The organism is Brenneria goodwinii, assembly GCF_002291445.1.
GTDB lineage: Bacteria > Pseudomonadota > Gammaproteobacteria > Enterobacterales > Enterobacteriaceae > Brenneria > Brenneria goodwinii.
This window is the reverse complement of record NZ_CP014137.1, coordinates 3,905,787-3,920,101: the sequence shown is the minus strand read 5'-3', so window position 1 is coordinate 3,920,101 and position 14,315 is coordinate 3,905,787. Positions and strand designations below refer to the sequence as shown.

At 52.9% G+C, this 14,315-nt stretch carries 8 protein-coding genes, 1 tRNA gene, 3 rRNA genes, 1 pseudogene and 1 riboswitch; of the genes and pseudogenes, 10 read left to right on the top strand and 3 right to left on the bottom strand.

The annotated features are described in order from the left end of the window. Nucleotides 1–73: 73 nt before the first annotated feature. A riboswitch (TPP riboswitch) is annotated at nucleotides 74–218 on the bottom strand. Between the two features lie 150 nt (nucleotides 219–368). Then, nucleotides 369–836 (bottom strand): sigma D regulator, encoded by a 468-nt coding sequence (rsd, locus tag ACN28R_RS17430; RefSeq protein ID WP_095835062.1) that lies wholly within the window; start codon nucleotides 834–836, stop codon nucleotides 369–371. 103 nt (nucleotides 837–939) lie between these two features. Here rsd and nudC point away from each other — a divergent pair. The 6 genes and pseudogenes from nudC to ACN28R_RS17400 form a co-directional block, all read left to right on the top strand. Beyond that, nucleotides 940–1,713: pseudogene (gene nudC / locus ACN28R_RS17425) on the top strand (NAD(+) diphosphatase); the annotation flags it as partial. A 65-nt stretch (nucleotides 1,714–1,778) separates the two neighbouring features. Next, nucleotides 1,779–2,843, top strand: coding sequence for a uroporphyrinogen decarboxylase (hemE, locus tag ACN28R_RS17420; protein WP_095835060.1), 1,065 nt, complete (start codon nucleotides 1,779–1,781; stop codon nucleotides 2,841–2,843). Nucleotides 2,844–2,851: 8 nt separating this feature from the next. Beyond that, nucleotides 2,852–3,529: a deoxyribonuclease V gene (gene nfi / locus ACN28R_RS17415; RefSeq protein ID WP_095835059.1), complete on the top strand. Its 678-nt coding sequence runs from the start codon at nucleotides 2,852–2,854 to the stop codon at nucleotides 3,527–3,529. A gap of 90 nt (nucleotides 3,530–3,619) precedes the next feature. Further along, the gene (locus ACN28R_RS17410; RefSeq protein ID WP_048636570.1) at nucleotides 3,620–4,210 is read left to right on the top strand and encodes a YjaG family protein; all 591 of its coding nucleotides are present in this window, start codon (nucleotides 3,620–3,622) and stop codon (nucleotides 4,208–4,210) included. Between the two features lie 187 nt (nucleotides 4,211–4,397). Next, nucleotides 4,398–4,670, top strand: a complete 273-nt coding sequence (gene hupA, locus ACN28R_RS17405; RefSeq protein WP_009114799.1) for a nucleoid-associated protein HU-alpha — start codon at nucleotides 4,398–4,400, stop codon at nucleotides 4,668–4,670. A gap of 4 nt (nucleotides 4,671–4,674) precedes the next feature. After that, entirely contained in the window at nucleotides 4,675–5,373 is a 699-nt protein-coding gene (locus ACN28R_RS17400; RefSeq protein WP_048636569.1) for a DUF1481 domain-containing protein, read from the top strand. Nucleotides 5,374–5,472: 99 nt separating this feature from the next. Here ACN28R_RS17400 and purD read toward each other — a convergent pair whose 3' ends face one another. Both purD and purH read right to left on the bottom strand, forming a co-directional pair. Beyond that, nucleotides 5,473–6,759, bottom strand: coding sequence for a phosphoribosylamine--glycine ligase (gene purD / locus ACN28R_RS17395; RefSeq protein ID WP_095835058.1), 1,287 nt, complete (start codon nucleotides 6,757–6,759; stop codon nucleotides 5,473–5,475). Between the two features lie 17 nt (nucleotides 6,760–6,776). Then, the gene (gene purH, locus ACN28R_RS17390; protein WP_095835057.1) at nucleotides 6,777–8,366 is read right to left on the bottom strand and encodes a bifunctional phosphoribosylaminoimidazolecarboxamide formyltransferase/IMP cyclohydrolase; all 1,590 of its coding nucleotides are present in this window, start codon (nucleotides 8,364–8,366) and stop codon (nucleotides 6,777–6,779) included. A gap of 604 nt (nucleotides 8,367–8,970) precedes the next feature. Here purH and ACN28R_RS17385 point away from each other — a divergent pair. The 4 genes from ACN28R_RS17385 (at nucleotide 8,971) to rrf (ending at nucleotide 14,244) form a co-directional block, all read left to right on the top strand. After that, nucleotides 8,971–10,512: ribosomal RNA gene (locus ACN28R_RS17385) — 16S ribosomal RNA — on the top strand. A gap of 89 nt (nucleotides 10,513–10,601) precedes the next feature. After that, nucleotides 10,602–10,677 (top strand) — tRNA-Glu (locus ACN28R_RS17380). A 254-nt stretch (nucleotides 10,678–10,931) separates the two neighbouring features. Beyond that, nucleotides 10,932–13,941 (top strand): 23S ribosomal RNA (locus ACN28R_RS17375). Between the two features lie 187 nt (nucleotides 13,942–14,128). Further along, nucleotides 14,129–14,244: ribosomal RNA gene (rrf, locus tag ACN28R_RS17370) — 5S ribosomal RNA — on the top strand. The 16S, 23S and 5S rRNA genes sit together here with 1 tRNA gene alongside, the layout of an rRNA operon. The last annotated feature ends 71 nt before the right edge of the window (nucleotides 14,245–14,315 follow it).

Here is a 14,315-nt window from a genome sequence, read left to right as displayed (position 1 = left end):
TGGAGTTCGGAGGGAGTAATAACAGAATTGATGCCATGCAGATTAACGCGGAAACGACATCTAGGGGTTAATCAGGCATATTACTCTTGTTCCCTTCGCAGGTATTAACCCGATCAGGTTCCGCGGATCCCGAATTAACGGTCTCAGCCCGTGCATTTTCATTGCTTGTTGAAAAGAAACAACAAACGGAAACGCGCTAGGCACTCCGACAAGATAGCCCCACTGTTAGCAGGCTGATTACAACGATGACACTGTAGGACGGCAGGCGGTGCATGTCAAAGACTGCCTGCCCGGTCTGTGAAGAAAAGCGGTGTTTTGCTCATCAGACCGAGGCTTTCAGCGGGAGGATGATCGGTTTATGATTGGTCTCAATATTGATTATCACAAACCAGACGAATCATTTCATCTTCCAACGTAAAGCGTTCTTCCAGCAATTCGCCGACGTTGGAGAGCGCTTGCTGGAATGCTATACAGTTGTCATGATCGATTGACGTCGCCAGGTGACCGTCATAGAAGTCCATAATCTGTTGCGTGTTGTCTTGTAAGGCGCAATCAAGCTTTGCAGACTGCGACAGCTTCTGTTCGCTTAAGGCAGCGGCTTCCTGCAATATCCGTTCATACGCATGAAAGTGACCGGCTGAAAGATAATCAACCAGATTCTGGTGAAAGTTATCCAACGCTTTTTCATCGAGGCGTGAGTATGCGTCTTTGTTGGGCTTGATGCCAACCAACTGGTAGTAAGTAATCAGGAGCTGTTTACGCGCTTGTAGCCACTGGTCGATTAACGCATTATTGCCACCGACGAGTTCAGTCAGGCTTTGTAACTGGTTTAGCATTATTGGCTCCGTGAATGATAAAAATAGCCGTTGGTTATGAACGTTAGCTAAATCACCCTGAATGGTAAAGGGCTAGTGAAGTGATAATGGGGCAATAAACGATATGGAACAAACGCTAAAAGGTGACGAAACCGGATGGTGGGTGGTCAGTCACTCGAATCAAATATGGCTTCCTCAGGGAGAATTACCGCAGGGAACGGCGGAAAGTTGGTCTTTGCAGGGTGAAACCGCTCGCAGGATCGGCGAGTGGCAGGGGCAACCGATGTGGCTGGTTTGCCGGAACCGGGAATCCGGTATGACGTCTGTGCGCCAACTTATCGATCAGGACGCCAGCCTGTTTCAAATGGCCGGCCGGGGCGTGCAACTGGCGGAGTTTTACCGCGCTCACAAGTTCTGCGGCTATTGCGGCCATGAAATGGTGCGCAGTAAAACCGAACTGGCCAGCCTGTGCCTGCACTGCAAGGAACGTTATTATCCGCAGATCGCGCCCTGTATTATCGTGGCGATCCGGCGGGGCGATGAGATTTTACTGGCGCAGCATAATCGTCACCGGGGCAATATGTATACGGTGTTGGCCGGGTTTGTCGAGGTGGGGGAAACGCTGGAACAGACGGTGGCTCGCGAAGTGATGGAAGAGAGCCGTATTGAAATTAAGAACCTGCGTTATATCAGTTCTCAGCCCTGGCCTTTCCCGCACTCGCTGATGATGGCGTTTATGGCCGACTATGCGGGGGGCGAAGTTCAGCACGATCCTTCAGAGCTGCGGGATGCCGGCTGGTTCCGCTATGACCGCCTTCCGCTTTTACCGCCGCCGGGCACGGTGGCGCGCCGACTGATAGAGGACACGGTGGCGTTGTGCCGCGCCTATCATGAGAACGGTAACGAACGTATTACCATCAACGGCGGCGTGATGCACCGGGATGATAACGAAAGGAAAAACAGATGACTGATCTGAAAAACGATCGCTACCTGCGGGCGTTGTTACGCCAGCCTGTCGATGTAACGCCGGTGTGGATGATGCGTCAGGCGGGGCGTTATTTGCCGGAATATAAGGCAACCCGCGCCCAGGCCGGTGATTTCATGTCGCTGTGTAAAAATGCGGAACTGGCCTGTGAAGTCACGCTGCAGCCTTTGCGGCGTTACGATCTTGATGCGGCGATCCTGTTTTCAGATATCCTGACCATTCCCGATGCGATGGGGCTGGGGCTTTATTTTGAAACGGGCGAAGGCCCGCGTTTTCAGTCTCCGATTGCCAGTCACGCCGATGTGGTGAATTTACCGGTTCCCGATCCGGAACAGGAATTGGCTTATGTGATGAATGCGGTGCGCACCATCCGCAAGAACCTTGCCGGCGCGGTGCCGCTGATCGGTTTTTCCGGCAGCCCCTGGACATTAGCCACCTATATGGTTGAAGGCGGCAGCAGTAAGGCATTTACCATCATTAAAAAAATGATGTTTGCCCAGCCGAAAACCCTGCATTTGTTGCTGGATAAGCTGGCGGACAGCGTCATTCTTTATCTGAACGCGCAAATTCGCGCGGGCGCCCAGGCGGTAATGGTGTTCGATACCTGGGGCGGAGTGCTGAGCGGTCGTGACTATCGTGAATTTTCCCTGCATTACATGCACAAAATCGTCGATGGCCTGCAGCGCGAAAATGAAGGCCGGCGCGTGCCTGTCACCCTGTTTACCAAGGGGGGCGGCCAGTGGCTGGAAGCGATGGCGCAAACCGGCTGTGATGCGCTGGGCGTAGACTGGACCATCGATATTGCCGACGCGCGTCGCGCCGTTGGCGATAAGGTCGCGCTACAGGGAAACATGGATCCTTCCATGCTTTATGCGCCGCCGGCCAGGATTGAGCAAGAGGTCGCGGCTATTCTGGCGGGGTTCGGCCAGGGAAGCGGGCACGTGTTTAATCTGGGACATGGTATTCATCAGGATGTGCCGCCAGAGCATGCGGGCGTATTTGTTGATGCGGTGCATGCGTTATCCCGCGTCTATCATTCATAGGGGGACGTGTGATTGATACCCAGTCGTTGCGCGCGGAGCAACTGACGCGTGCCGCGGAAATTATTCGCTATGACGATCTGCCCTTTGAGCAGCCGGCGTTCATTGCCGGTGCCGATGTGGGGTTTGAACAGGATGGCGCGGTGACCCGTGCGGCCATCGCCTTGATGCGCTACCCGTCGCTGGAATTGGTGGAGTATAAAATTGCGCGTGTCGGCACGACGATGCCGTACATTCCCGGTTTTCTATCCTTTCGGGAATGCCCGGGCTTAATGGCGGCCTGGACGCAGCTTGAGCAAAAGCCGGATCTGTTATTTGTTGACGGGCATGGTATTTCGCATCCACGCCGGCTTGGCGTCGCCAGTCATTTCGGTCTTTTGGTGAATGTCCCGACGATTGGCGTGGCGAAGCGCCGTCTGTGCGGGCATTTCGAGCTATTATCAGATGAGGTAGGCAGTCAGCAGCCATTGCTGGATAAAGGCGAGCAGATCGGCTGGGTATGGCGCAGCAAAGCGCGCTGTAATCCGCTGTTCGTGGCGACAGGCCATCGCGTCAGCTCGGACACGGCGTTGTTGTGGGTGAAACGTTGCATGCGTGGCTATCGTCTGCCCGAACCCACGCGCTGGGCCGATGTGGTGGCGTCTAACCGTCCTGCTTTTCAGCGTTGGCAACAACAGATGCTGCGATAGCTCTCGTTACAAAAACTTTAGGAATACAGGCATAGGGCGCGGCGTTAATTTCAGGTACACTGCCGCCCATAGCTTATAGCGAGCATAAAGATGTTACGTAACCCGATTCATTTGCGTTTGGAAAAGCTAGGAAGCTGGCAGCATGTTACTTTTATGGCATGCCTTTGCGAACGTATGTATCCCAATTACCATGAGTTCTGTCAGCAAACCGAGTTCGGCGACGCCATGGTTTACCGTCGTATTCTCGACCTGGTTTGGGAAACGTTGGTGGTCAAAGATGCGAAAGTCAATTTTGATAGCCAATTAGAGAAATTAGAAGAGGCAATTCCTGTCGCGGATGACTATGATATTTATGGTGTCTACCCGGCGATCGATGCGTGTATTGCTTTAGGTGAACTGCTTCATTCCCGTTTAAGCGGTGAAACGCTGGAGCATGCGATTGCTGTCAGTGAAACGTCGATTCGTACCGTCGCCATGCTGGAAATGACGCAGGCCGGTAAAGAAATGACCGATGACGAATTGAATGTTTTACCGGCAGTCGAAGATGAATGGGACATCCAGTGGGAGATTTTTCGCCTGCTGGCTGCCTGTGAAGAACGTGATATTGAATTGATTAAAGGGCTTCGTGCCGATCTGCGTGAGGCCGGAAGTAGTAACATTGGGATAAATTTAAGCCAATAACACAATAAAACGTGATTTAAGGCTTGAAATGGTATGTCTAAAGACTTCACATCCGCACCCTGTCTGGTCTACATTTGGGGTGCGTAAAAAAAGTGGCTGTCGGTGCGTGTATGCAGGAGAGTGCTGTCATGGCATATCCGTCGCACTCGATGCTTAGCAAGCGATAAACACACTGTAAGGATAACTTATGAATAAGACTCAACTGATTGATGTAATTGCGGACAAAGCTGATCTTTCAAAAGTACAAGCAAAAGCTGCTCTGGAATCAACTCTGGCGGCAATTACCGAGTCTCTGAAAGAAGGTGATGCAGTACAATTAGTTGGTTTTGGTACGTTTAAAGTAAACCATCGTAACGAGCGCACTGGCCGCAACCCACAAACTGGTAAAGAAATCAAAATTGCTGCAGCCAATGTGCCAGCGTTTGTTTCTGGCAAGGCTCTGAAAGACGCAGTTAAATAAGTCAATGCCGGTTAAGAGTTTAAGCAGGGGGGCGGGTTCGCCCCTTTTGCTTTTATTGCGTCGGCTCGGCATCGGCGCAGCGATCCTCTCAATCGTGGCCTGTAGCGGTCATACTCCCCCTCCATCAGTTTTTGCCAGCGGTTATATTTCCGATCGCGGAATTGTCCGTCTGTGGCGGAAAGACGACGCCCAGCACGATACCATCAGGCTGATATCGGTTTATAACCCGTTTCAGGGCGATAATACGGTGGTGACCCGTTATTTGTATCAACAGGGTAACCTGCGTGAAATCAAAAGAACCCTGGAAGGCCAGAAAGATGATACCCAGTTACGTTTTGCGGAAGACGGCACCGTCAGCTTTATGCAACGTCAGTTGGCAGAGCGGCGTGAGTCAATCTCCGATGACGATCTTACGCTCTATCAGTGGGATGCCAAAAGACTATGGGAACTCAGTGATGTTCTGCTGGCCGGCAGGGTCACGCTAAAACAGGGAACATTGCAGGACGCTCAGGTGATTGCCTGTGATGGTTCGCGCACTCGTCCTGACTTTGATCAATCAGCACAGAATTGGATTGCCCAAAAGAGACAACAGCTCACCGGTCCGCTGGGTATTGCATGGCTGGAAGCATCGGAAGGGACGCAACTGCTGCTGGTCGATCGGGGGGATTTCTGCCGCTGGGACGCGGAAGCAGACAGGCTATAAGCTCAAGTCAGCTTTAATCGCTCAGACATGGTGGCGATTCTATCTTGATAATCTGTGCGACGCATAAAAAACCCGGATTCCTCCGGGCTTGTCAGTTTGTCAGTCTTGTTCCCGCTCAATCGCGCGATAGCCAATATCCTTTCGACAGAAACATCCCTGCCATTGGATTTCCGCAGCCAGCGCATAGGCGTGTTTCTGGGCATCGGCGACCGTCTTGCCCAATGCGGTAACGCACAGTACGCGTCCGCCGTTGGTCACGACGTTCTCGCCATCCATTTTTGTTCCCGCGTGGAAGACTTTACCATCTTCAGCATCTTGCTGCGGCAAGCCAGAAATCACGTCTCCCGTATGATAATCGCCGGGGTAGCCGCCCGATGCCAGCACCACGCCTAATGAAGGTCGCGCATCCCACACGGAGTCTGTTTCATCCAACTTGCCGTCGCAGGCCGCCAGGCACAATTCGATCAGATCGGAACGCAAACGCAGCATGATGGGCTGGGTTTCCGGATCGCCAAAACGGCAGTTGAATTCAATCACCTTTGGCTGACCATCGGCGGAAATCATGAGTCCGGCGTACAGGAAGCCGGTGTAGACATTGCCTTCGGCCGCCATGCCTTTCACCGTCGGCCAGATCACCTGATCCATCACGCGCTGGTGAATTTCATCGGTCACCACCGGCGCAGGGGAATAGGCGCCCATGCCGCCGGTGTTCGGACCGGTGTCTTTGTCGCCGACACGTTTATGGTCCTGACTGGTGGCCATCGGCAGCACGTGTTCGCCATCGACCATGACAATGAAACTGGCTTCTTCGCCGTCCAGAAACTCTTCCACCACGATTCGATGACCGGCATCGCCGAACGCGTTGCCTGCCAGCATATCCTGAACGGCGTTTTCCGCCTCTTCCAGCGTCATGGCGACGATGACGCCTTTCCCGGCGGCCAGACCGTCAGCTTTGATTACTATGGGCGCGCCTTTGCTGCGGACATAGGCCAGCGCCGGTTCGACTTCGGTAAAGTTCTGGTATTCCGCGGAAGGAATGTTATGGCGGGCAAGGAAATCTTTGGTAAAGGATTTCGAGCCTTCCAACTGCGCGGCAGCCTGCGTGGGTCCGAAAATTTTCAGCCCGGCGGCGCGAAAAGCGTCCACCACGCCAATAACCAGAGGCTGTTCCGGCCCCACGATGGTTAAATCGATCTGCTTCTGCTGCGCAAACGCGACCAACGCGGGAATATCGGTTGCGGCAATATCGACATTGCTCAGCCCTGCTTCCAGCGCCGTACCGGCGTTTCCCGGCGCGACATAAACGATATCCGCCAGCGGCGACTGAGCGGCTTTCCAGGCCAGCGCGTGCTCGCGTCCGCCATTACCAATAACTAAAATTTTCATGTTCGTCAGATCCTGAATTAATGACGGAAATGGCGCATATCGGTAAAGATCATCGCGATGCCGTGTTCGTTGGCTGCGGCAATGACTTCATCGTCACGGATAGAACCACCGGGTTGAATGACACAGGTGATGCCGACGGCCGCGGCGGCATCAATACCATCGCGGAATGGGAAGAAGGCATCGGAAGCCATGGCTGAACCTTCAACTTCCAGCCCTTCATCACCGGCCTTGATGCCGGCGATTTTTGCGGAATAAACCCGGCTCATCTGACCCGCGCCTATACCGATGGTCATGTTGTCTTTGGCATAGACAATGGCATTGGATTTTACAAACTTAGCGACTTTCCAGCAAAACAGCGCATCACGCAGTTCCTGCTCGCTGGGTTGACGCTCGGTCACCACGCGTAACTGAGAGGCATCGACCATTCCCAGATCGCGTTCCTGCACCAACAGGCCGCCGTTCACGCGTTTGAAATCCAGACCAGGCACGCGCTGTTGCCATGCGCCACAGGCGAGCACGCGAACATTCTGTTTAGCGGAGGTGACTTTTAACGCCGCATCGCTGATGGATGGCGCGATAATCACTTCGACAAACTGACGGCTGACGATGGCCTGCGCGGTCTGTTCGTCCAACTCACGATTAAAGGCGATAATGCCGCCGAAAGCAGAAGTGGGATCGGTTTTGTAGGCGCGCTCATAGGCGTCCAGAATCGAGCCGCCGGTGGCGACACCGCACGGGTTGGCGTGTTTGACGATCACACAGGCCGCTTCCGTGAACTCTTTCACACACTCCAGCGCGGCGTCGGTATCGGCGATGTTATTGTAAGACAACGCCTTACCCTGCAATTGCCGGGATGTCGCAACAGAGGCTTCCGCTACATTCTCTTCTATATAGAAAGCGGCCTGCTGGTGGCTGTTTTCGCCATAGCGCATGTCCTGCTTCTTCACATAGTTTAGATTGAGCGTGCGGGGGAAGCGTCCTGATGGTTTGTCTGTTTCGCCATAATAAGGCGGCACCAGCGAACCAAAGTAGTTGGCAATCATGCTGTCATAAGCGGCGGTGTGCTCAAACGCTTTGATCGCCAAATCGAAACGCGTCTCGTAGGTCAGCGAGCCGTTGTTGGCATCCAGCTCATTAATGATGGTGTTGTAGTCGCTGCTTTTCACTACGATGGCGACATCTTTATGGTTCTTGGCCGCGGAGCGAACCATGGTCGGCCCGCCAATATCGATATTCTCGACGGCATCTTCCAGTTTGCAGTCTGGGCGGGCGACGGTTTGGGCGAACGGATAAAGATTTACGACAACCATATCAATAGGCTGGATATCGTGCTCCGCCATGATGGCATCGTCCTGACCGCGGCGCCCAAGAATGCCGCCATGCACTTTCGGATGCAGAGTTTTAACGCGTCCATCCATCATTTCCGGGAAACCGGTGTAGTCAGACACTTCCGTGACCGGTAAACCAGCATCAGCCAGCAGGCGTGCCGTGCCACCGGTAGAGAGAAGCTCAACTCCCCGTTGTGATAAGGCTTGAGCAAAGTCGACAATACCTGCTTTGTCAGAAACGCTGAGCAGAGCACGGCGGATAGGACGAGGTTGTTGCATGATGATGTATCCCTTGGATTGGGTAGTCAGTAAAGAACAGTACGTGAATATCGTCTTTTTCTTCATTTATTGTGCATCTCTGCAAGACAAAGAAAAATATTCAGTTAGCGTTCACAGTAAAGAAGGTGCGTTTTTTCGCGGAAGAATTGTAGCGAAAACGTTTGCGTGATGCTCGTCTAATTTCAGCAAGAATCCGTTCTGTGGATAAGTTTGTGCACAAAAGGGTATAAACCGGCCTTTTGCTGTGTAATGCAGCAAACGGTGGTTTTTATGCAAATTACCTGTTGCGGCCTGCTCAGAAGTCCCTATAATGCGCTCCCACTGACCCGGCAACAGCGCTTGCGCGGTTGTGCGGCGAGTCGGAAGTCAGGCAATAATTACTTGACTTCACAGCGGAAAAGCATAGTATATGCCGCCCGCGCCACAGGTTAATGTGGCACTGCTCTTTAACAATTTAATCAGACAATCTGTGTGGGCACTCACAAGACCGTATCGGCAACGATATAAAAAAGTCTTGAAGAGTGACTGACAGTAAATTCATTACGAATAAACAGTTACTAATTCTTTGAGCACAGCTATTAACTTAGCGAATCAAACAAATCTTAAATTGAAGAGTTTGATCATGGCTCAGATTGAACGCTGGCGGCAGGCCTAACACATGCAAGTCGAGCGGCAGCGGGAAGAAGCTTGCTTCTTTGCCGGCGAGCGGCGGACGGGTGAGTAAAGTCTGGGGATCTGCCCGATGGAGGGGGATAACTACTGGAAACGGTAGCTAATACCGCATAACGTCGCAAGACCAAAGTGGGGGACCTTCGGGCCTCACACCATCGGATGAACCCAGATGGGATTAGCTAGTAGGCGGGGTAAGGGCCCACCTAGGCGACGATCCCTAGCTGGTCTGAGAGGATGACCAGCCACACTGGAACTGAGACACGGTCCAGACTCCTACGGGAGGCAGCAGTGGGGAATATTGCACAATGGGGGAAACCCTGATGCAGCCATGCCGCGTGTATGAAGAAGGCCTTCGGGTTGTAAAGTACTTTCAGCGGGGAGGAAGGGAGTAGGGTTAATAACCTTATTCATTGACGTTACCCGCAGAAGAAGCACCGGCTAACTCCGTGCCAGCAGCCGCGGTAATACGGAGGGTGCAAGCGTTAATCGGAATGACTGGGCGTAAAGCGCACGCAGGCGGTCTGTTAAGTTGGATGTGAAATCCCCGGGCTTAACCTGGGAACTGCATTCAAGACTGGCAGGCTAGAGTCTCGTAGAGGGGGGTAGAATTCCAGGTGTAGCGGTGAAATGCGTAGAGATCTGGAGGAATACCGGTGGCGAAGGCGGCCCCCTGGACGAAGACTGACGCTCAGGTGCGAAAGCGTGGGGAGCAAACAGGATTAGATACCCTGGTAGTCCACGCCGTAAACGATGTCGACTTGGAGGCTGTGGTCTTGAACCGTGGCTTCCGGAGCTAACGCGTTAAGTCGACCGCCTGGGGAGTACGGCCGCAAGGTTAAAACTCAAATGAATTGACGGGGGCCCGCACAAGCGGTGGAGCATGTGGTTTAATTCGATGCAACGCGAAGAACCTTACCTACTCTTGACATCCAGAGAAGTTTGCAGAGATGCGAATGTGCCTTCGGGAACTCTGAGACAGGTGCTGCATGGCTGTCGTCAGCTCGTGTTGTGAAATGTTGGGTTAAGTCCCGCAACGAGCGCAACCCTTATCCTTTGTTGCCAGCACTTCGGGTGGGAACTCAAAGGAGACTGCCGGTGATAAACCGGAGGAAGGTGGGGATGACGTCAAGTCATCATGGCCCTTACGAGTAGGGCTACACACGTGCTACAATGGCGCATACAAAGAGAAGCGACCTCGCGAGAGTAAGCGGACCTCATAAAGTGCGTCGTAGTCCGGATTGGAGTCTGCAACTCGACTCCATGAAGTCGGAATCGCTAGTAATCGTAGATCAGAATGCTACGGTGAATACGTTCCCGGGCCTTGTACACACCGCCCGTCACACCATGGGAGTGGGTTGCAAAAGAAGTAGGTAGCTTAACCTTCGGGGGGGCGCTTACCACTTTGTGATTCATGACTGGGGTGAAGTCGTAACAAGGTAACCGTAGGGGAACCTGCGGTTGGATCACCTCCTTACCAAAAGCCTGATGTAGGTAATGTGCAGTGTCCACACAGATTGTCTGATGAAAGTCATGAGCAAAAGCGTCAACAAAGTACGGTGTCGTGTCCCCTTCGTCTAGAGGCCCAGGACACCGCCCTTTCACGGCGGTAACAGGGGTTCGAATCCCCTAGGGGACGCCAGCGCATCCGACCATTCCGGTGAAAGCGGGGGTCATCCAGTAAGTCGATATTTTAATGCTTACGCCATATCCTAAAGCTGATTAGTAATAGTCAGGTTTTATGATATTTGCTCTTTAACAATCTGGAACAAGCTGAAATTTGAAACGATGCGGCTAAACATATCTCTCCGTGTAGTACTGAGATGTGATTTGGCTGTATCAGAGTCTCTCAAATAATCGCAGCGCGAGATGTCGAAAGACACCTTCGGGTTGTGAGGTTAAGCGACTAAGCGTACACGGTGGATGCCTAGGCAGTCAGAGGCGATGAAGGGCGTGCTAATCTGCGAAAAGCGTCGGTAAGGTGATATGAACCGTTACAACCGACGATACCCGAATGGGGAAACCCAGTGTGTTTCGACACATTATCATCACATGAATACATAGTGTGATGAGGCGAACCGGGGGAACTGAAACATCTCAGTACCCCGAGGAAAAGAAATCAACCGAGATTCCCCCAGTAGCGGCGAGCGAACGGGGAGGAGCCCAGAGTCTGCATCAGCTTGTGTGTCAGTGGAAGCGTCTGGAAAGTCGCACAACAAAGGGTGACAGTCCCGTACACGAAGATGCACAGGTTGTGAGCTCGATGAGTAGGGCGGGACACGAGATATCCTGTCTGAAGATGGGGGGACCATCCTCCAAGGCTAAATACTCCTGACTGACCGATAGTGAACCAGTACCGTGAGGGAAAGGCGAAAAGAACCCCGGCGAGGGGAGTGAAATAGAACCTGAAACCGTGTACGTACAAGCAGTGGGAGCCCCACCACCAAAACACTTCCGGGCCGAAAGGCAATGCGGATGTCGAGGTGACGGTTGTCATCGCGTTTTTTGCGATGAGCAACACACAAAACAAGCAGTGAGTGTTTTGGGGTGGGGTGACTGCGTACCTTTTGTATAATGGGTCAGCGACTTATATTCTGTAGCAAGGTTAACCGAATAGGGGAGCCGCAGGGAAACCGAGTCTTAACTGGGCGTTAAGTTGCAGGGTATAGACCCGAAACCCGGTGATCTAGCCATGGGCAGGTTGAAGGTTGGGTAACACTAACTGGAGGACCGAACCGACTAATGTTGAAAAATTAGCGGATGACTTGTGGCTGGGGGTGAAAGGCCAATCAAACCGGGAGATAGCTGGTTCTCCCCGAAAGCTATTTAGGTAGCGCCTCGTGAATTCATCTTCGGGGGTAGAGCACTGTTTCGACTAGGGGGTCATCCCGACTTACCAACTCGATGCAAACTGCGAATACCGGAGAATGTTATCACGGGAGACACACGGCGGGTGCTAACGTCCGTCGTGAAGAGGGAAACAACCCAGACCGCCAGCTAAGGTCCCAAAGTCATGGTTAAGTGGGAAACGATGTGGGAAGGCCCAGACAGCCAGGATGTTGGCTTAGAAGCAGCCATCATTTAAAGAAAGCGTAATAGCTCACTGGTCGAGTCGGCCTGCGCGGAAGATGTAACGGGGCTAAACCATGCACCGAAGCTGCGGCAGCGACACTATGTGTTGTTGGGTAGGGGAGCGTTCTGTAAGCCGTTGAAGGTGGCCTGTGAGGGTTGCTGGAGGTATCAGAAGTGCGAATGCTGACATAAGTAACGATAATGCGGGTGAAAAACCCGCACGCCGGAAGACCAAGGGTTCCTGTCCAACGTTAATCGGGGCAGGGTGAGTCGACCCCTAAGGCGAGGCCGAAAGGCGTAGTCGATGGGAAACAGGTTAATATTCCTGTACTGGTTGTTACTGCGAAGGGGGGACGGAGAAAGCTAGGTTGGCCGGGCGACGGTTGTCCCGGTTTAAGCGTGCAGGTGGGTGTTTTTGGTAAATCCGGAACACTGTTAACACTGAGGCGTGATGACGAGTCACTACGGTGATGAAGTAACCGATGCTACGCTTCCAGGAAAAGCCTCTAAGCACCAGGTAACAATCAATCGTACCCCAAACCGACACAGGTGGTCAGGTAGAGAATACTCAGGCGCTTGAGAGAACTCGGGTGAAGGAACTAGGCAAAATGGTGCCGTAACTTCGGGAGAAGGCACGCTGGATTTGGTGAAGTCCCTTGCGGACGGAGCTGAGACCAGTCGCAGATACCAGCTGGCTGCAACTGTTTAATAAAAACACAGCACTGTGCAAACACGAAAGTGGACGTATACGGTGTGACGCCTGCCCGGTGCCGGAAGGTTAATTGATGGGGTAAGCCTTAGGGCGAAGCTCTTGATCGAAGCCCCGGTAAACGGCGGCCGTAACTATAACGGTCCTAAGGTAGCGAAATTCCTTGTCGGGTAAGTTCCGACCTGCACGAATGGCGTAATGATGGCCAGGCTGTCTCCACCCGAGACTCAGTGAAATTGAACTCGCTGTGAAGATGCAGTGTACCCGCGGCAAGACGGAAAGACCCCGTGAACCTTTACTATAGCTTGACACTGAACCTTGAGCCTTGATGTGTAGGATAGGTGGGAGGCTTTGAAGTGTGGACGCCAGTCTGCATGGAGCCAACCTTGAAATACCACCCTTTAATGTTTGATGTTCTAACGTGGGCCCCTGAGCGGGGTTGCGGACAGTGTCTGGTGGGTAGTTTGACTGGGGCGGTCTCCTCCCAAAGAGTAACGGAGGAGCACGAAGGTTAGCTAATCCTGGTCGGACATCAGGAGGTTAGTGCAAAGGCATAAGCTAGCTTGACTGCGAGAGTGACGGCTCGAGCAGGTGCGAAAGCAGGTCTTAGTGATCCGGTGGTTCTGAATGGAAGGGCCATCGCTCAACGGATAAAAGGTACTCCGGGGATAACAGGCTGATACCGCCCAAGAGTTCATATCGACGGCGGTGTTTGGCACCTCGATGTCGGCTCATCACATCCTGGGGCTGAAGTAGGTCCCAAGGGTATGGCTGTTCGCCATTTAAAGTGGTACGCGAGCTGGGTTTAGAACGTCGTGAGACAGTTCGGTCCCTATCTGCCGTGGGCGTTGGAAGATTGAGAGGGGTTGCTCCTAGTACGAGAGGACCGGAGTGAATGCACCACTGGTGTACGGGTTGTGATGCCAATTGCATTGCCCGGTAGCTAAGTGCGGAAGAGATAACCGCTGAAAGCATCTAAGCGGGAAACTTGCCTCGAGATGAGTCTTCCCTGGGACTTTGAGTCCCCAGAAGGGCCGTTGAAGACGACGACGTAGATAGGCCGGGTGTGTAAGCGCAGCGATGCGTTGAGCTAACCGGTACTAATGACCCGAGAGGCTTAACCTTACAACACCGAAGGTGTTTTGAGAGACAAAATCGTCGGGAACGATTTTGAACAGTGCGGAGCACTGGCCCCGTAGGGGTGAGTATCAGGATGATACGAATAGACTCAGAGAATTTTAGCTTGTTCAAAGATTGGTTCTGATGGTTGCGTAGGAAAGAAGACGCAACGGTTGGGATAAAACAGAATTTGCCTGGCGGCGATAGCGCGGTGGTCCCACCTGACCCCATGCCGAACTCAGAAGTGAAACGCCGAAGCGCCGATGGTAGTGTGGGGTCTCCCCATGTGAGAGTAGGGAACTGCCAGGCATCAAATCAAGCGGAAGGCCCAGTCGAAAGACTGGGCCTTTTGTTTTGCGCATCTGTGAATAGGTTATCTG